The organism is Mycobacterium sp. ST-F2 (genome assembly GCF_001905655.1).
GTDB lineage: Bacteria > Actinomycetota > Actinomycetes > Mycobacteriales > Mycobacteriaceae > Mycobacterium.
The window spans coordinates 48,699-65,586 of record NZ_JMHT01000068.1; the positions used below are offsets into that span (position 1 = coordinate 48,699).

The 16,888-nt window shown below is 69.0% G+C and carries 19 protein-coding genes; 12 read left to right on the forward strand and 7 right to left on the reverse strand.

Going from position 1 to position 16,888, the window contains the following annotated elements; translation table 11 throughout:
- Window positions 1-180 precede the first annotated feature (180 nt).
- From EB75_RS22570 to EB75_RS22585, 4 genes are all read right to left on the reverse strand, one after another.
- Window positions 181-1,617 carry a GuaB1 family IMP dehydrogenase-related protein gene (locus tag EB75_RS22570; RefSeq protein WP_073697493.1) on the reverse strand — a complete coding sequence of 479 codons (1,437 nt, stop codon included), beginning with the start codon at window positions 1,615-1,617 and terminating at the stop codon, window positions 181-183.
- Window positions 1,618-1,661: 44 nt separating this feature from the next.
- A complete protein-coding gene (gene gnd / locus EB75_RS22575) occupies window positions 1,662-3,128 on the reverse strand; it encodes an NADP-dependent phosphogluconate dehydrogenase (RefSeq protein ID WP_073697494.1) in 1,467 nt (488 codons plus the stop codon).
- 115 nt (window positions 3,129-3,243) lie between these two features.
- Complete coding sequence (locus tag EB75_RS22580) at window positions 3,244-4,200, reverse strand: M56 family metallopeptidase (protein ID WP_073697495.1); 957 nt, start codon at window positions 4,198-4,200, stop codon at window positions 3,244-3,246.
- A 14-nt stretch (window positions 4,201-4,214) separates the two neighbouring features.
- Window positions 4,215-4,631 carry a BlaI/MecI/CopY family transcriptional regulator gene (locus EB75_RS22585; RefSeq protein WP_073697496.1) on the reverse strand — a complete coding sequence of 139 codons (417 nt, stop codon included), beginning with the start codon at window positions 4,629-4,631 and terminating at the stop codon, window positions 4,215-4,217.
- A gap of 211 nt (window positions 4,632-4,842) precedes the next feature.
- Here EB75_RS22585 and EB75_RS22590 point away from each other — a divergent pair, with 211 nt between their 5' ends.
- The 8 genes from EB75_RS22590 (at window position 4,843) to EB75_RS22625 (ending at window position 10,563) form a co-directional block, all read left to right on the forward strand.
- Complete coding sequence (locus tag EB75_RS22590; protein WP_073697520.1) at window positions 4,843-5,580, forward strand: iron reductase; 738 nt, start codon at window positions 4,843-4,845, stop codon at window positions 5,578-5,580.
- A 151-nt stretch (window positions 5,581-5,731) separates the two neighbouring features.
- Complete coding sequence (locus tag EB75_RS22595) at window positions 5,732-6,133, forward strand: PaaI family thioesterase (protein WP_073697497.1); 402 nt, start codon at window positions 5,732-5,734, stop codon at window positions 6,131-6,133.
- A gap of 52 nt (window positions 6,134-6,185) precedes the next feature.
- Window positions 6,186-6,488: an urease subunit gamma gene (locus EB75_RS22600; protein WP_073697498.1), complete on the forward strand. Its 303-nt coding sequence runs from the start codon at window positions 6,186-6,188 to the stop codon at window positions 6,486-6,488.
- A 12-nt stretch (window positions 6,489-6,500) separates the two neighbouring features.
- The gene (locus EB75_RS22605) at window positions 6,501-6,815 is read left to right on the forward strand and encodes an urease subunit beta (protein WP_073697499.1); all 315 of its coding nucleotides are present in this window, start codon (window positions 6,501-6,503) and stop codon (window positions 6,813-6,815) included.
- Window positions 6,812-8,533 carry an urease subunit alpha gene (locus EB75_RS22610; protein WP_073697500.1) on the forward strand — a complete coding sequence of 574 codons (1,722 nt, stop codon included), beginning with the start codon at window positions 6,812-6,814 and terminating at the stop codon, window positions 8,531-8,533. The genes EB75_RS22605 and EB75_RS22610 overlap by 4 nt, the downstream gene beginning before the upstream one ends.
- Complete coding sequence (locus EB75_RS22615) at window positions 8,533-9,198, forward strand: urease accessory protein UreF (RefSeq protein ID WP_073697501.1); 666 nt, start codon at window positions 8,533-8,535, stop codon at window positions 9,196-9,198. The genes EB75_RS22610 and EB75_RS22615 overlap by 1 nt, the downstream gene beginning before the upstream one ends.
- A 15-nt stretch (window positions 9,199-9,213) precedes the next feature.
- Complete coding sequence (gene ureG / locus EB75_RS22620) at window positions 9,214-9,900, forward strand: urease accessory protein UreG (RefSeq protein WP_073697502.1); 687 nt, start codon at window positions 9,214-9,216, stop codon at window positions 9,898-9,900.
- 3 nt (window positions 9,901-9,903) lie between these two features.
- Window positions 9,904-10,563: an urease accessory protein UreD gene (locus EB75_RS22625; RefSeq protein WP_073697503.1), complete on the forward strand. Its 660-nt coding sequence runs from the start codon at window positions 9,904-9,906 to the stop codon at window positions 10,561-10,563.
- Here EB75_RS22625 and EB75_RS22630 read toward each other — a convergent pair.
- From EB75_RS22630 to EB75_RS22640, 3 genes are all read right to left on the reverse strand, one after another.
- A complete protein-coding gene (locus EB75_RS22630) occupies window positions 10,560-11,960 on the reverse strand; it encodes an NAD(P)/FAD-dependent oxidoreductase (RefSeq protein WP_073697504.1) in 1,401 nt (466 codons plus the stop codon). The genes EB75_RS22625 and EB75_RS22630 overlap by 4 nt on opposite strands.
- A 97-nt stretch (window positions 11,961-12,057) precedes the next feature.
- Window positions 12,058-12,987 (reverse strand): LLM class F420-dependent oxidoreductase, encoded by a 930-nt coding sequence (locus EB75_RS22635; protein WP_073697505.1) that lies wholly within the window; start codon window positions 12,985-12,987, stop codon window positions 12,058-12,060.
- Window positions 12,988-13,073: 86 nt separating this feature from the next.
- The gene (locus EB75_RS22640) at window positions 13,074-13,745 is read right to left on the reverse strand and encodes an SDR family oxidoreductase (protein WP_073697521.1); all 672 of its coding nucleotides are present in this window, start codon (window positions 13,743-13,745) and stop codon (window positions 13,074-13,076) included.
- 110 nt (window positions 13,746-13,855) lie between these two features.
- Between EB75_RS22640 and modA the strand changes: the two genes are divergently transcribed.
- The 4 genes from modA to EB75_RS28980 all read left to right on the forward strand — a co-directional run.
- Window positions 13,856-14,629: a molybdate ABC transporter substrate-binding protein gene (gene modA / locus EB75_RS22645; protein WP_073697506.1), complete on the forward strand. Its 774-nt coding sequence runs from the start codon at window positions 13,856-13,858 to the stop codon at window positions 14,627-14,629.
- Window positions 14,626-15,429 (forward strand): ABC transporter permease, encoded by an 804-nt coding sequence (locus EB75_RS22650; protein WP_142239767.1) that lies wholly within the window; start codon window positions 14,626-14,628, stop codon window positions 15,427-15,429. The genes modA and EB75_RS22650 overlap by 4 nt, the downstream gene beginning before the upstream one ends.
- Window positions 15,426-16,514, forward strand: coding sequence for a sulfate/molybdate ABC transporter ATP-binding protein (locus EB75_RS22655; protein ID WP_073697508.1), 1,089 nt, complete (start codon window positions 15,426-15,428; stop codon window positions 16,512-16,514). Before EB75_RS22650 ends, EB75_RS22655 begins: the two co-directional genes overlap by 4 nt.
- A 167-nt stretch (window positions 16,515-16,681) precedes the next feature.
- Window positions 16,682-16,888 (forward strand): APA family fibronectin-binding glycoprotein (locus EB75_RS28980; RefSeq protein WP_217267723.1); only part of this gene is annotated, 207 nt, incomplete at its 3' end.

The following is a 16,888-nucleotide window of genomic DNA, read 5'->3' on the forward strand; positions in this document are numbered from 1 at the left end:
CCAGCTCCGGGAGCGCTTGATGCACCTGGCACGCTCCCGCCTGGCTCGGGGCGGCCAACACCCCAACCGGTGCCTGCGGCACGTGCTCCCTTTCGCTGAATCGATATCGACGGCCGACCGACGCCTATTGCGATGGCCGGCTGTACGGCAATGGTAGCTGGTCGGCCCCGTCGGACCTGCTCACCAACCGGTGGGCAGCGGGTGTCCCTCGGCAAAGCCCGCGGCCGACTGCACCCCGAGCACCACTTTCTCGTGCAGCTCGGCCAGGTTTGCCGCGCCGACGTAGGTGCAGGTACTGCGGACGCCGGAGGTGATGTGGTCGAGCAGGTCCTCCACGCCGCCGCGCACCGGGTCCAGCGCCATCTTCGACGACGAGATGCCCTCCTCGAACAGGGCCTTGCGGGCCCTGTCGAACGCGCCGTCGCCCGCGGTGCGGGCGGCCACCGCGCGCTTGGAGGCCATGCCGAAGCTCTCTTTGTAGAGGCGGCCCTCACGGTCGATCAGCAGATCACCCGGGGACTCGTACGTGCCGGCGAACCACGAGCCGATCATCACGTTCGAGGCGCCCGCAGCGAGGGCGAGTGCCACATCGCGCGGGTGCCGGACCCCGCCGTCGGCCCACACGTGGCCACCGAGTTCCTTTGCCGCCGCGGCACATTCGACCACGGCCGAGAACTGCGGCCGGCCCACGCCGGTCATCATCCGGGTGGTGCACATGGCGCCCGGGCCGACGCCGACCTTGACGATGGACGCGCCCGCGTTGATCAGGTCGCGGGTGCCCGCGGCGGAGACCACGTTGCCCGCGGCCAAGGGCAGGCCGAGGTCCAGCGCGGCAACCGCGGACAGCGCGTCGAGCATCTTGGACTGGTGCCCGTGCGCGGTGTCGACGACCAGGACGTCCACCCCGGCCTCGGCCAGCGCACGCGCCTTGGCGGCGACGTCACCGTTGATGCCGACTGCGGCCGCGATCCGGAGCCGGCCCTGTGCGTCGACCGCGGGGGTGTAGATGCCGGTGCGGATGGCGCCGGTGCGGGTCAGCACACCGGCGAGCGCACCGTCGGCGCCCGTCAGAACGGCGACACCGGTCGGGGAGTGCTCCAGCAGGTCGAATACCTTGCGGGGCTCGGTGCCGGCCGGTGCGGAGACGAAATCGGTGGTGGCGACGTCCCGGACCCGCGCGAACCGGTCCACGCCGGCGCAGCCGGCCTCGGTGACCAGGCCGAGCGGGCGGCCGTCTTCGACCACCACCGTCGCGCCGTGGGCCCGCTTGTGCAGCAGTGCCAGCGCGTCGGAGACGGCGTCGTCGGGGCCGAGGACCACGGGGGTGTCGACCACCAGATCGCGGCTCTTGACGAAGTCGACGGTGCTGCGCACGGCATCGATGGGCAGGTCCTGCGGCAGCACCACGATGCCGCCGCGGCGCGCCACCGTCTCGGCCATGCGGCGGCCGGCGACCGCCGTCATGTTGGCGACCACGATGGGGATGGTGGTGCCGGTGCCGTCGGTCGTGGCCAGGTCGACGTCGAAGCGGGAGATCAGGTCCGACCGACCCGGCACGACGAAGACGTCGTTGTAGGTCAGGTCGTACGGAGGGTGGTGACCGTCGAGAAACTGCACGCCCTCAGCCTAATGGCCCCGCCCGACAATGCCGAGAGAGAGACCTACGCCTCGACCTCGGTGCGGTCGCCGCTCCACAGGGTGTGGAACTTCTTGCCCTCGGGCGCGTCGGTGCGGCCGTAGGTGTGGGCGCCGAAGAAGTCGCGCAGACCCTGCGTGAGCGCGGCGGGCAGCCGTTCGGTGCGCAGCGCGTCGTAGTAGGACAGCGACGATGCGAAGCCCGGGATCGGGATGCCGAGCTCGGTGGCCGTCACGACGACGCGGCGCCAGCTGTCGATGCCCGACTCGACCGCGGTGCGGAAGTACGGCGCCGCGAGCAGGGTGGCGAGTTCCGGTTCGGCGTCGAACGCTTCCTTGATCCGGTTCAGGAACTTGGCGCGGATGATGCAGCCGCCACGCCAGATGGTGGCCAGATCACCGGGCTTGACGTCCCAGCCGTACTCGGCGCTGCCGGCCTCGATCTGGTTGAAGCCCTGCGCGTAGGCGACGATCTTCGATGCGTACAGCGCCTGCCGCACGTCCTCGATGAACTTCGTGGCGTCGCTGGGCTTCTCACCGAGGTGGCCGGACGCCAGGCCGACGGTGGCGCGGCGCTGCGGCACCGAGCCCGACAAGGCGCGGGCGAACACGGCCTCGGCGATTCCGGTGATGGGGATCCCGAGGTCCAGCGCGGACTTGACGGTCCAGCGGCCGGTGCCCTTCTGCTCGGCCTCGTCGACGATGACGTCGACCAGCGGCCTGCCGGTCTTCGCGTCGACCTGCTTGAGCACCTCGGCGGTGATCTCGATCAGGTAGCTGTCCAGGTCGCCCTTGTTCCACTCGGCGAACACGTCGGCGATCTGCCCGGCCGCCATGCCCAGGCCGTCGCGCAGCAGCTGGTAGGCCTCGCCGATCAGCTGCATGTCGGAGTACTCGATGCCGTTGTGCACCATCTTCACGAAGTGGCCGGCGCCGTCGGGACCGATGTGCGTGCAGCACGGCACGCCGTCGACGTGCGCGGAGATCTCCTCCAAAAGCGGCCCGAGCGAGACGTACGACTCGGCGGGTCCACCCGGCATGATCGACGGGCCGTTGAGGGCGCCCTCCTCGCCGCCGGAGATGCCGGCGCCGACGAAGTGCAGGCCGCGCTCGCGGATGGCCTTCTCGCGGCGGATGGTGTCGGTGTACAGCGCGTTGCCGCCGTCGATGATGATGTCGCCGGGCTCCATGGCGTCGGCGAGTTCGTTGATCACGGCGTCGGTCGGATCGCCGGCCTTGACCATGATGATCACGCGGCGCGGTTTCTCCAACGCGTCCAGGAATTCGGCGATGGTCTCGCTGCGCACGAACTTGCCTTCCGCGCCGTGCTCGGCCAGCAGCGCGTCGGTCTTGGCGACGGAGCGGTTGTGCAGCGCGACGGTGTAGCCGTGGCGCGCGAAGTTACGCGCGAGATTGGAGCCCATGACGGCCAGGCCGGTGACACCGATCTGGGCGGTAGCGGTGGTTGATTCCGGGTTTCCCGACGAGCTCACGGCTGGCCCTTTCGTTGTTTGGTTGTGGCGCACAGTCTTTCGGGCCGGCTACGGGTACCGCCGTGGGGCGGCACGCCGTCTCCGGCACCGATGCTGATGGTGCCAGTCGCAAAGTCTACGAGAAGAACAACCGGTGCAATTCAGTGAGCCAGGGCACGGCCACTGCGACGGTCGGGACGACGAGGACGGCGGCGGCGGCCAGGTAGGCGGCCGCGGCCAGCCAGGAGCTGTTGGGTTCACCGGCAAGGCGCTGCACGCGCAGGACGGTCGTGGGGCCGCCGGCGGCGAGGGCGCCCTTGGGCGCGCGGGCGGAGGCACAGGCCACGAGGGCCCGGGCCAGTGGTGTCGGGCCCGTCGCGCGGACGGCGGCGTCATCGGCGAGCAGTTCGATCAGCAACCGCACCGCGTCGAGGGCACTGGCGCTGCGGACGAAGCGCGGGAAGGCGGCGTGCACCGCGATGAACATCTCCAGCACCAGGTCGTGCCGGGCGCGCAGGTGTGCGTGTTCGTGGCTGAGGATGGCGGCGATCTCGCTGTCCTGCAGGTGCTTGAGTGCGCCTTCGCTGAGCACCACGCGACTGCGGACGCCGGGCAGACAGTAGGCCAGCGGCTGTTGGACGTCGAGAATGCGCAGGCCATGGCCGATCAGGTGCCGGGCCTGCGGTGCGGGCGCGGTGTTCCGCGAGCAGTCGAGCAGGTCGACGATCATGCGGTGGTGCGCGCGTCGGCGTCGCGTCGCGATGGCGACCTGGGCGAAGGCGATGGCCAGGCGGGCGCCGACGACGAGCGTCAGCGCGAAGACCGCGACGTGGGTGATCCACAGCGGCCAGCCCATGGCGCTGATCTCGCTGGTGGCGGTGGTTGTCGGCCTTCCGTCAGGGCCCGGGGCGAAAAGCCTGCTGGCGACGGCGATACCGGCGCTGAAGGCGGACAGCACGGCGGCGATGGCGATGGACTGCCACAGCACGATGGCGGCCCGGGGGGCCCGCTGTGGCCACGAAGCGCGCGCCAGCACGGCGGGTACCGGCCCGACCAGCAACAGCGCTACGAAGGAGAAGGCCAGGGCGGACACGCGCTAAGTGTCTCTCAGGCGGTGCCGGAATTGCCAGTCGCCGGCGGGATTCGGTGCTTGGCTTCCAGCTCGTCGAGGGCCCGCCGCAGGGCGTCGGCCTCGTCGACACCGACGCGTTCGACGAAATGAACCAGCGCCGCGACCCGGCTACCGGAGTCCGCGGCCTGGTCGAGGGCGTCGACCATCAGGCCGGCGACGAGTTCGTCGCGTCCGTGGTTCGGCGCGTAGCGGTGCGCGCGGTCGTCGCGGTGTTGGACGACCAGGTTCTTCTTCGCCAGGCGCTGCAGCACCGTCATGATCGTGGTGTAGGCCAGGTCCCGGCGCTCCGCGAGGGCTTCATGCACCTGACGCACGGTTTGCGGCTCGCGGGAGGACCAGAGGTGGTCCATCACCTCGCGCTCCAGCTCGCCCAGTCGCGTCAATTTCGCCATGTCCTATTTCACTCTTTCGGCAGTGTTTTCAGGGTACTACGCATTTACTACCGTGCGTCGTATCCATTTCGGATGTTCTCCCCAACGCCGCGGCCTCGCGGCGTGGTTCCCGGTCAGGGCTGTTTTCTCGCTGTTTGTGAGTCCCGTCACAGCGGTTTACATCTCGTGGGTCGTCACTATAGTAAGGCTAACCTAACTTAAGGACGTGCACATGACCGCCGCAGTGACCGACCCCTTGATCGCCACGATGAACATTCGCCGGATGCTCCCGTTGCACGAGTCGAGTCGGCGCCTGCGCGAGTTGTGTCCGACCGATCCCAGGGTCTACGGCGTGGCCGTCATGGACGACATCTCGCGCCGCCGCTGGTGGCCGCTCGCCGAAGCGGTGACCGGCGACCGTCTGCAGGCGATGTTCGACGTCGCGGTGGCCGACACCGGCAGTGATTCGGTGGCCGCCCACCAGGTGGCCGCGATGCTGGCGCACGTCGTCATCGGCCGGGTGGTGCCGCTGCTCATGCTCGAAGGGCGGGCCTGGGATCCGGGCCTGGAGAACCTGTGGGTCCACATCGACTCGGAGGGTGGCATCGACTGGGTCGGTGTGGCGGACCCCACGCTGCGGGTGCTGCCCCGTGATCCGGTGTTCGGGGACGGCGTGGTCGCCTTCCCGGGGGAGGAGGCGCTGGCGACGTGGCTGGCGCATCGCTGCCACCGGGCACTGACTCCGCTTTTTGCGAAGCTCTTCGAGATCAGCGGCGGCGTGCTGGCGGTACCGGGAATGTGGCAGATCGTCGGTTCGGCCGTGATCGGTACGGCGACCCAGGTGCCGCTGCTCGCCGGCGTGGGTGAGGCCGACGGCATGCGGCGGGCGCAGGCCGTGCTGGACACCCTTGTCGGGTTCGGTGCGCCGGTTAGGGGACTCGGCCGTAGCCACCTGGCAAAGGCTTGCTAATTAGGCAAGCCTTGCCTACTATTCAAGAGTCGAAAGACCACCGGACCGCGCCGGAATCCTGAGGGCTGCAGTGATTCCCGGTCCATTCGAAGAGCAGGCCCCGCACCACTGGTGCGGGGCCTGCTCGCCTCGGTGGTGTAGACACCTAGTCGTGACGACATCTGTGCCTGAGGATCTCGGCAAGGGCTTTGACTCTGTAATCGGACTGACCTATCTGGAGGTCACCCCGGACCGCACGCGGGCCCAATTGACGATCACGGACAAGCTGTTGCAGCCCTGGGGAATCGTGCACGGCGGCATCCACTGCGCCGTCGTCGAGAGTGTGGCCAGCGTGTCGGGCCACGTGTGGCTCGCCGAGCATGGCGGCGGCACCGTCGTGGGTGTCAACAACAACACCGACTTCCTGCGCGCGCTCAAGACCGGGACCGTCACCGCCACGTCGACCCCGATCCACCGCGGCCGCCGGCAGCAGCTGTGGCTGGTCACCATCACCGACGAGGACGACCGGACGGTGGCGCGGGGTCAGGTGCGGCTGCAGAATCTCGAGGGCTGAAAACAGCCGCCCGACATGCCATTCCCGGCGTGCCGTGGCAATATCGCCCCTTATGCGTTTGACGCCGCACGAGCAAGAACGCCTGCTGATCTCGTACGCCGCCGAACTGGCCCGTCGACGGCAGGCACGAGGGTTGCGCCTGAATCATCCCGAGGCGGTCGCGGTGATCACCGATCACCTCCTGGAGGGCGCCCGCGACGGGCGGACGGTTGCCGAGCTGATGGTCAGCGGCCGGGAAGTGCTGACTCGCGCCGACGTCATGGACGGGGTTCCCGAGATGCTGCCCGACGTGCAGGTCGAGGCCACCTTCCCGGATGGCACCAAGCTGGTCACCGTCCACTACCCGATTGCCTGAGGACGGTCGACGATGATTCCTGGCGAAATCCTTTACGGCGACGGTGATGTCGAGTTCAACGCGGGCGCGCAGCGGCTGACCCTCGAGGTGGTCAACACCGGTGACCGGCCGGTGCAGGTCGGCAGCCACGTGCACTTCCCGCAGGCCAACTCGGCATTGGAGTTCGACCGCACCGCGGCCCACGGGCACCGGCTCGACGTGCCGGCGGGCACCGCGATCAGGTTCGAACCCGGTGTGGCCCAGACGGTTTCATTGGTTCCGTTGGGCGGGACGCGCGAAGTGTATGGGCTGTCGCTGACTCCGCCCGGAAAGCTGGGTGCCCCATGAGTTCCCTCTCTCGCGCCCGGTATGCGGCGCTGTTCGGGCCGACCAAGGGCGACCGGATCCGGTTGGCGGACACCGACCTTCTGATCGAGATCACCGAGGACCTCAGCGGCGGTCCCGGGCTGTCCGGCGACGAGGCGGTCTTCGGCGGCGGCAAGGTGCTTCGCGAGTCGATGGGTCAGGCCCGGGCGACCCGCGCCGACGGCGCGCCGGACACCGTGATCACCGGTGCGGTCATCATCGACCACTGGGGAATCATCAAAGCCGACGTCGGCATTCGGGACGGTCGGATCGTAGCGATCGGCAAGGCCGGTAACCCCGACATCATGTCCGGTGTGCACCCCGGCCTGGTGGTGGGGCCGTCCACCGAGATCATCGCCGGCAACGGCCGGATTCTCACCGCCGGCGGCATCGACTGTCACGTCCACTTCATCTGTCCGCAGCTGATGGAGGAGGCGATCGGCGGCGGCATCACCACCCTGATCGGCGGCGGTACCGGGCCTGCCGAGGGCAGCAAGGCCACCACCGTCACGCCCGGCGCCTGGCACCTGGGCCGCATGCTGCAGGCCCTGGACGGCTGGCCGATGAACATCCTGTTGCTCGGCAAGGGCAACACCATCAATCCGGCGTCCATGTGGGAGCAATTGCGCGGTGGCGCAGCCGGTTTCAAGCTGCACGAAGACTGGGGCACCACCCCGGCCGCCATCGACGCGTGCCTGCGGGTGGCGGAGGAGGCCGACGTGCAGGTAGCCCTGCACTCGGACACGCTCAACGAGATGGGTTTCGTCGAGGACACCCTGGCGGCCATCGCCGGCCGGGCCATCCACGCGTACCACACCGAAGGCGCCGGCGGCGGCCATGCACCCGACATCATCACGGTGGCCAGCCACCCGAATGTGATGCCGAGTTCGACCAACCCGACCCGGCCGCACACCGTCAACACTCTCGACGAACACCTCGACATGCTGATGGTGTGCCATCACCTCAACGCCGCGGTCCCCGAGGATCTGGCGTTCGCCGAGAGCCGGATCCGGCCGTCGACCATCGCCGCCGAGGACCTGCTGCACGACATCGGTGCCATCTCGATGATCGGCAGCGACAGCCAGGCCATGGGCCGCATCGGTGAGGTGGTCATGCGCACCTGGCAGACCGCGCACGTGATGAAGAAGCGCCGGGGCCCGCTGCCCGGTGATGGTCCGGCGGACAACAACCGGGTCCGGCGGTACGTGGCGAAGTACACCATCTGTCCCGCCGTGACCCACGGCATCGACCACGAGCTCGGCTCCATCGAGGTCGGCAAGCTCGCCGACCTGGTGCTCTGGGAGCCCGCGTTCTTCGGGGTGCGGCCACATCTGGTGCTCAAGGGTGGCGCGATCGCCTGGGCGGCGATGGGCGACGCCAACGCCTCGATCCCGACGCCGCAACCCGTCCTGCCGCGGCCGATGTTCGGCGCCCACCCGACGGTGGCGGCCGGCCTGGCCGTGCACTTCGTCTCACCCACCGCCATCGAAGACGACCTCGCGGCGCGACTCGGCCTGCGCCGCAGGCTCGTTCCGGTCAAGAACGTCCGTGGGCGCGGCAAGGCCGACCTGCCGCTCAACGACGCCATGCCCGACATCCGCGTCGATCCCGACACCTTCACGGTGCGCATCGACGGCGAGGTCTGGCAGGAACAGCCCGCCACCGAGTTGCCGATGGCGCAGAGATACTTCCTGTTCTGATGGATGGCGGCTTGGCCACCCTGCTGGCACTGGCGGATTCGCGGCTGCCGACCGGCGGGCACGTGCATTCCGGTGGCGTCGAGGAAGCCGTCACCAGCGGTCTGGTCGCGGACGTGGTGACGTTGCGGGCCTATCTGCGCCGGCGGATCCGCACGCACGGACTGGTCACCGCCTCCATCGCGGCCGCGGTCCACGCTGGGCTCGACCCGGTGGCGGCCGATCGCGAAACCGATGCGCGCACACCGGCGCCCGCGGCCCGGTTGGCATCCCGGGCGCAGGGGCGGGGACTGCTGCGGCTGGCGCGCCGCGTCTGGCCTGATGCCGGGGCGAGCGAAGCGACGGGGGAGGGCCCGGTTTGGGAGCTCGTCGGTTCGCGGCCGCACCTGGCGGTGGCTTCGGGTGTGGTCGGCCGGGTCAGTGGCCTTGCCCCCGAACAGACCTGTGCCACAGTCGTTTACACCACCATGACGGGTTCGGCGACGGCGGCGCAACGCCTGCTGGCGCTGGACCCCGCTGACGTCGCGGCGCTGACCTTCGAGCTGTCGGCGCTGTGCGACGCCACCGCCGCCGAAGCGTCGAAAGGCATTGCCGACCTGTCCGATCCACTGCTCGATGTCCTGGCCCAACGACACGCCGGCCGCGACCGCCCCCTGTTCGCCTCCTGAACCGAAAGGTCCACCATGCCACCACATTTCATCGACGGTCAGCCGCACCATCACCACGACCGGCCCAAGCGTGAGCGCAAACCCGGTGAGCCGCTGCGCATCGGGGTCGGCGGCCCTGTCGGCTCCGGCAAGACCGCACTCGTCGCGGCGCTGTGCCGCCAACTGCGCGACGAACTGTCACTGGCCGTGCTGACCAACGACATCTACACCACCGAGGACGCCGACTTCCTGCGCCGGCACGCCGTGCTGCCCGACGAGCGGATCGCCGCGGTGCAGACGGGCGGCTGCCCGCACACCGCGATCCGCGACGACATCACCGCCAACCTCGACGCCATCGACGATCTCATCGAGACCAACGACAAGCTCGACCTGATCCTGGTCGAGTCCGGCGGCGACAACCTGACCGCGACGTTCTCCTCGGGCCTGATCGATGTGCAGATCTTCGTCGTCGATGTGGCCGGCGGCGACAAGGTGCCGCGCAAGGGCGGGCCGGGCGTCACATTCTCGGATCTGTTGGTGGTCAACAAGACTGACCTCGCCCCGATGGTCGGCGCCGACCTGGACGTCATGCGGCGCGACGCCGCCAAGGTGCGCGATGACCGTCCCACCGTGCTGATCTCGCTCACCGAGGATCCGACGGCAGCGGCGGTGCAGGCGTGGGTACGTGAGCAGTTGGCCGGTGCGGGAGTCACGAACGCCTGATTGATGCATACCCAGGTTCTGATCGTCGCTGCGCCCGGCCGCGGCCCGCGCATCGAGTGCGTCGGCGGTGTGGCCGCGCGGCGTACCGCCCCGGACGCCGTCCACCTGGTGTCCACGGCCGCAACGCCTTTGGGTGGTGACACCATCGCGGTGCGCGTGGTCGTGGAGGCCGGCGCCCGGCTGCGGGTGCGCAGCGTCGCGGCCATGATGGTGCTGCCCGCGGCGACGACGACGCAGTCCCGCTCGGGTTGGGACCTCGATGTTGCCGGGGAACTCGACATCGATCCGGAGCCGACGGTCATCGCGGGCGGCAGCAGCCATGAGGCGACGACGCGGCTGCAGATTGCCGGCGCGGGCCGGGTCCGGGTGCGCGAGCGGGTGCAGATCGGCCGCACCGGCGAGGAGCATGGTTTCTGGTCGGGCTCGCTGCACGTCGATCGCGACGGGCTGCCGCTGGTGCGGCACCGCGTGGAGCTGGGTGCCGGTGCGGTGAGCGACGACGAGATCGCCGCCCCGCGCGCCTATGTCAGCGAATTTCGTTACCCGGAAAGCGATTTCGGCGTGATTCGTACCGCTGAACGATACGAATCACGCCGAGATCACGTGGTCATGGCCTTGGCCGACGGTGGTTGTCTGTCGGCTTGGCAGGGTGCCCGCCTTTAGGAGGCGACAACCTCCGGATCGACCGTGGCCTGCACGATCTCCTCGAGTTCGCCGATCCTGGTTCTGGCGTAGGCCTGCTGCTCGGTGATGGTCAGCTGACCGCGCTGGCGGCTCAAGAACGTCACCGTCCACGACAGCAGTGTGGCGATCTTGGTCTTGAAGCCCACCAGGTAGATCAGGTGCAGACCCAGCCAGGCCAGCCAGGCGATGAAGCCGCCGAATTCGAGCTTGGACTGCCCGCCGAGCGGAATCTGGGCGACGGCGTTCCACTTGGAGACCGTGGCCATCGAGCCCTTGTCGAAGTACGAGAACGGTTCGCGCGGCTTGGGTTTGGTGCCGTGCGCACGGGCCTTGGCCTCGTTCTTGAGGATGGCAGCGACGTGCTTGCCGCCCTGGATTGCGCCCTGCGCCATGCCCGGGACGCCGTCGACGAACGCCATGTCGCCGACGACGAACACGTTGGGGTGGCCCGGGATCGACAGATCGGGGTTCACCTTGACGCGGCCGGCCCGGTCGATTTCGGTCTCGGATTGGTTGGCCAGGTCGCGGCCGAGCGGGCTGGCCTGCACACCGGCCGACCACACCTTGCATGCCGACTCGATGCGCCGGATGGTGCCGTCCTTGTCCTTGACGGTGATGCCGTTGCGGTCGACGTCGGTCACCATGGCGTTGAGCTGAATCTCCACGCCCATCTTCTCGAGCTGGTTCTTGGCCTTGAGGCCCAGCTTCTCGCCCATGGGCGGCAGCACCGCGGGTGCCGCGTCGAGCAGGATGACCTTGGCCTCGGTCGGGTCGATGTGCCGGAAGCTGCCCTTGAGCGTCTGGTCGGACAGCTCCTGGATCTGACCGGCCATCTCCACACCGGTCGGGCCGGCGCCGACGACCACGAAGGTCAGCAGCTTCTTGCGGCGCTCCGGGTCGCTGGACCGCTCGGCCTGCTCGAACGCACCCAGGATGCGGCCGCGCAGCTCGAGTGCGTCGTCGATGGTCTTCATGCCGGGCGCCCACTCGGCGAAGTGGTCGTTGCCGAAGTACGACTGACCGGCGCCGGCGGCGATGATCAGGCTGTCGTACGGCGTGCTGTAGGTGTGCCCCAGCAGGATCGAGTCGACGGTCTGGTTCTCCAGGTCGATGTGGGTCACATCGCCGAGCAGCACCTGGGCGTTCTGCTGCTTGCGCAGGATCAGCCGGGTCGGTGGGGCGATCTCACCTTCGGAGATGATGCCCGTGGCCACCTGGTACAGCAGCGGCTGGAACAGGTGGTGGGTGGTACGGGCGATCAGCTTGATGTCGACATCAGCGTGCTTGAGGGCTTTGGCACTGGACAGGCCGCCGAAGCCCGAACCGATGATGACGACTTTGTGGCGATCCGTTGCCGTAGCTCCGGGGTGGACCATGTTGAGGGGCTCCTCGACCTACTACAAGACTGTTTACATATACAGGCTAGTCGCAGCTGAATCGATCAATGCAGTGAGATGCCCCACCGGCTCCGGCTCAGGCGTCGATGGCCTCCTTCAGGGCTGCTCCGAGGGCGGTGATGACACCGGGCACGTATCCGGTCACGCTGGTCGGAATGTTGATGATGACGCCGCCGATGCCCGCGTCGAAGACCTTCGCCTTCAACTGTTCGGCGACATTCTCGGCGCTGCCGGCGACCATGCGCTGGCTCATCTGGGCCGGGACCAGGTCCGACGTCGCGTTGTCGTCGATGAAGGCGGTGACGAGCATGCTCGTCTCGAGCGTGGCCGGGTCGCGGTCGATCTTCTCGCACGCCTCCCGCACCACCTCGACCTTGCGTGCCAACTCGTCGAAGCCGGCAATGACGTTGAGGTGGTCGAAGTGCTGGGCCGCCAGCGGAATGGTCTTCTTCTCGCCGCTACCGCCGATCAGCAGCGGAATGTGGTCGCGGAAGCGAGGATTCGCCATGGCCTCGACGGTGCGGTAGTACTTCCCGCTGAATGTCGGGCGCTCGCCCTTGAGCATGGGCAGCACGATTTGCAGCGACTCGTCGAGGCGGTTGAACCGGTCGGTGAAGGTGCCGAAGTCGAAGCCCAGCTGGTCATGCTCGAGTTCGAACCAGCCGGTACCCACGCCGAGGATCGCCCGGCCCTGGCTCATCACGTCGAGGGTCGTGATGGCCTTGGCGAGCAGTGTCGGGTTCCGGTAGGTGTTGCCGGTGACCAGGGTGCCCAGTTGCACATTCCGGGTGGCGGTGGCCAGTCCGCCGAGCGCGGTGTAGGCCTCCAGCATCGGCTGGTCGGGAGTGCCCAGCATGGGCAGCTGATAGAAGTGGTCCATCACGAAGACGGAGTCGAAGCCGGCGGCCTCGGCTTCCTGGGCCTGGGCGATGACGGTCGGGAACAGCTCACCGACACCGGTGCCGTAGGAGAAATTGGGGATCTGAAGACCGAGTCGAATCGTCACGATTCGACCCTAGTCACCAACCGCCGTGCGCCGTCCCGGTTTTCGCCGGGCGCGAAGCCCGGGCGAAACGGGAATAAATCCTGAGATCAGGCGAAGGTGGCGAGCGCGCCGGCGCTCACGTGCAGCGTCTCGCCGGTGATGTGGCGAGCGGCCGGGGTGGTGAGGAACAGGGCGAGCTTGGTCAGCTCGGACCCGACCGTCGCGTTGCCGGCGTCGATACCGTCGTAGCCCGCCTCGGAGCCGCGGCCGGCGGCGACGACGTTGATGGTGATGCCGCGGATGCCGAAGTGCTCGGCCTGGCCGGCGGTCCAGTTGGACACGGCTGCCTTGATCGCGGCGTCTGCGGTGCCGTCCTTGGGGCATTCCGGCACGACGGTGACGATGGCGCCGCCCGAGCGCATCTGGTCGCCGAGGATCTGGACGGTCAGCACCGCCGACAGCAGCGCGGAGTCGAGCGTGTTGCGCCACACGGTGGCGCGCTCGGCCAGCGTGTAGGTGCGCGGGTCGCCCGCGGACCAGGCCGGAGCCGGGACGTTGATGATGGTGTCGAGGTGCTGCGGCAGCTTGTCGCGCATCTTCTCGAGCGCGGCGCCGTCGGTGTTGTCCAGCACGATCGACTCGACTTCGAGTTCCTTGGCGGCAACCTCGAGCTCATCGCGGCGGGCTCCGGCGATGACGACGTTGTGCCCGGCGTCGCGGAATCCTTCTGCGATGACGCGGCCGAGATCGGTGTCGCCTCCGGTGACCAGAACGTCCATGAGCAGGGCCTCCTCGTGTGCAGCGCTGAACGCGGTTGCCGCCATGTTACTGGACAGTAGCTAGCTGACGAAACTCGCCACGCGGAGGAAACCGCCCTAGGGTTCTGCCAATGTGGCTCATGCGCAAGTTGATGCGTGCCGTGGCGGTATTGGTCCTGCTGGGGAGTGTGACCGCGCTCTCCGCGTGTGATTCGGGTTCGAAGCAGTCGGGCCCGGTTGTCAACGTCTACGCGGCGGCATCGCTGAAGGGCGCGTTCACCGCCCTCGCCGACCGCTACAAGAAGGACAATCCCGGCGCGGACGTCCAGTTCAACTTCGCGGGCTCGTCGTCGTTGGTCGAGCAGCTGACGCAGGGCGCCAAGGCCGACGTCTTCGCCTCGGCCGACGCCAACAACATGACCAAGGCGGCCAAGGCCGGTCTGCTGGCCCACACTCCGGCGAACTTCGCCTCCAACACGCTCGTCATCGTGACGCGGCCGGGTAATCCGAAGCAGCTGGGCAACTTCGGCGATCTGGCTCGGCCCGGGTTGAACGTCGTGGTGTGCGCCGCCCAGGTGCCGTGCGGCACGGCCACCCGCAAGGTCGAGAAGATCGCCGGCGTGGAGCTGAAGCCCGTCAGCGAGGAGACGTCCGTCACCGATGTGCTCAACAAGGTCACCACCGGGCAGGCCGACGCCGGTGTCGTCTACCAGACCGACGCGCAGTCGGCTGGTGACAAGGTTGCCAAGGTCGACTTCCCGCAGGCGGCGTCGGCGGTGAACATCTACCCGATCGCGGTGCTGAAGTCGTCGGCGGACACGGCGGCCGCGCAGCGGTTCGTCGACCTCGTGACCGGTGACGTGGGGCGGCAGACCCTGACCCAGTTCGGATTCGCGAAACCTTGAACCCCGGACTGCCGCGCTGGATCTACCTCCCCGCGGTACTCGGTGCGCTGTTCGTCGTCCTGCCGCTGATCGCCGTCGCCGCGAAGGTCGACTGGTCCCGGTTCCTCGACCTGATCAGCAGCGAATCGTCGGTCACCGCGCTGGTCCTGAGTCTCAAGACCGCCGCCGCCAGCACCCTGCTCTGTGTGGTGCTGGGCGTGCCGATGGCGCTGGTGCTGGCGCGGAGCCGGTCCCGCGCGGTGCGCTGGACCCGCCCGCTGATCCTGTTGCCGCTGGTGTTGCCGCCGGTCGTCGGCGGTATCGCGCTGCTGTATGCCTTCGGCCGGCTGGGTCTGATCGGTAAGTACCTGGACGCCGCCGGTGTGCACATCGCGTTCTCGACGACGGCGGTCGTGCTGGCGCAGACGTTCGTCTCGCTGCCGTTCCTGGTGATCGCCCTCGAAGGTGCGGCCCGCACGGCCGGGTCGCAGTACGAGGCTGTCGCCGCCACGCTGGGTGCCCGCCCGACGACGGTGTGGCGTCGGGTCACGTTGCCGATGCTGGCGCCCGGCCTGGTGTCGGGCTCGGTGCTGGCGTTCGCGCGGTCGCTGGGCGAGTTCGGTGCGACGCTGACGTTCGCGGGTTCCCGCGAGGGGGTGACGCGGACGCTGCCGCTGGAGATCTACCTGCAGCGTGAGGCCGACGCGGATGCCGCGGTGGCGTTGTCGCTGGTGCTGGTCGTGGTCGCGGCCGTCGTGGTGCTCGCGATGGGCGGCGCCCGGTTCGGTCGCTGGCCGTTCGAGGCGGAGGGCCGGCAGTGACGGGCGGGGTGTCGGTGCGCGCCGTCGTGGCGGCGCGCGGCATCGATGTGGAGTTCACCGTCGCCGCCGGTGAGGTGGTGGCCGTCATCGGGCCCAATGGCGCGGGCAAGTCGAGTGTGCTGCATGTGATCGCCGGTCTGCTGCGGCCGGACACCGGTACGGTGACGGTCGGAGCGCACCGGCTGACCGACAGCGCGTCGGGCCGGCACGTGGCGGTGCACAACCGGCGGGTCGGACTGTTGCTGCAGGACCCGGCGCTCTTCCCACACCTGACGGTCGGGGCCAACGTGGCGTTCGGGCCGCGGGCCCGGCACCAGCGTCGTCGTGGCCTGCGTACCGAGGCGCGACGGACTGCGGAGCACTGGCTGAGCGAGGTCGGTGCCGGTGACCTGGCGGACCGTCGGCCGGGACAACTGTCCGGCGGCCAGGCGCAGCGCGTTGCCCTGGCTCGGGCCCTGGCGGCCGAACCCGACGTGCTGCTGCTCGACGAGCCGCTGTCCGGACTCGACGTGGCCGCGGCATCCGCGATGCGCCGACTGCTGCGTGGCGTGCTCGGCGCCGGCGGCCGCAGTTCGGTGCTGGTCAGCCACGACCTGCTCGACGTCGTCACGCTGGCCGATCGGGTGGTGGTCATCGAGGGCGGACGCATCGCCGAGTCGGGAACCGTCGCGGACGTGCTGACCGCGCCGCGCACCGCGTTCGGTGCGCGGTTCGCGGGGGTGAATCTGATCAGCGGGCGCATCGGCGCCGACGGCGGGTCGGTGCTGGCCGCAGGACACACCTGGCGCGGTACCTGCGGGCCGGACGTGACGCCCGATCGTCCGGTGATCGCGGTGTTCGCGCCCGCCGCCGTGTCGGTGCGCCGGGACAAGCCGGACGACGACGTCAACGTCGTCGCGGTGGGGGTCGCGGAACTGGATCATCGGGGGCCGGTCATCCGAGTGCGCGCCGAGGCGACCGACGACGCCGGCGGCGGGCTTGCGGCAGACCTCAGTGCGGAGACCGCGGCCGGGCTCCGGCTCATTCCGGGGGAGCAGGTCTACTTCTGCGTGGCGCCGCGCGACGTGGCGATCAGGCCGGCATGACGGCACGCCCGGCCGGTCCGAGCCCTGGCCGCGGTGGTGCGGCACTCCAGCAACCGGACGATATCGCCGTGGTCTGACGAGATGACGGCGCCGAGCTAAGCAACTCGTGGGACAAATAGCCGCAACTCGCACTTGCGTCACGCCGGTAACACTGTATTTTCGTCCCCATGCGACACCCGGATGCGCGGACAAGTGCCCGCAAACGACTTCCGAAATCCCTGACTGCCGCTGTGGCAGGTGCGGCGGCTGCGGCCATCGCTCTGCCGAGTGCGATCTCCTACGCCGATCCGGTGCCGACACCTGCGCCCGCGCCGGCCCCGGCACCTGCTCCGGCGCCCGCCCCCGAGCCGGCACCGCCGGTCGATGCGCCCCCG

What these genes read in the sequence shown, in the direction of transcription:
- EB75_RS22625 (WP_073697503.1), top strand. Translation starts at nt 9,904, where the DNA reads ATGCATACCCAGGTTCTGATCGTCGCTGCGCCCGGCCGCGGCCCGCGC.
- ureG (WP_073697502.1), top strand. Translation starts at nt 9,214, where the DNA reads ATGCCACCACATTTCATCGACGGTCAGCCGCACCATCACCACGACCGG.
- EB75_RS22640 (WP_073697521.1), bottom strand. Translation starts at nt 13,745, where the DNA reads ATGGACGTTCTGGTCACCGGAGGCGACACCGATCTCGGCCGCGTCATC.
- EB75_RS22610 (WP_073697500.1), top strand. Translation starts at nt 6,812, where the DNA reads ATGAGTTCCCTCTCTCGCGCCCGGTATGCGGCGCTGTTCGGGCCGACC.
- EB75_RS22590 (WP_073697520.1), top strand. Translation starts at nt 4,843, where the DNA reads ATGACCGCCGCAGTGACCGACCCCTTGATCGCCACGATGAACATTCGC.
- modA (WP_073697506.1), top strand. Translation starts at nt 13,856, where the DNA reads ATGTGGCTCATGCGCAAGTTGATGCGTGCCGTGGCGGTATTGGTCCTG.
- EB75_RS22615 (WP_073697501.1), top strand. Translation starts at nt 8,533, where the DNA reads ATGGATGGCGGCTTGGCCACCCTGCTGGCACTGGCGGATTCGCGGCTG.
- EB75_RS22585 (WP_073697496.1), bottom strand. Translation starts at nt 4,631, where the DNA reads ATGGCGAAATTGACGCGACTGGGCGAGCTGGAGCGCGAGGTGATGGAC.
- EB75_RS22605 (WP_073697499.1), top strand. Translation starts at nt 6,501, where the DNA reads ATGATTCCTGGCGAAATCCTTTACGGCGACGGTGATGTCGAGTTCAAC.
- EB75_RS22630 (WP_073697504.1), bottom strand. Translation starts at nt 11,960, where the DNA reads ATGGTCCACCCCGGAGCTACGGCAACGGATCGCCACAAAGTCGTCATC.
- EB75_RS22600 (WP_073697498.1), top strand. Translation starts at nt 6,186, where the DNA reads ATGCGTTTGACGCCGCACGAGCAAGAACGCCTGCTGATCTCGTACGCC.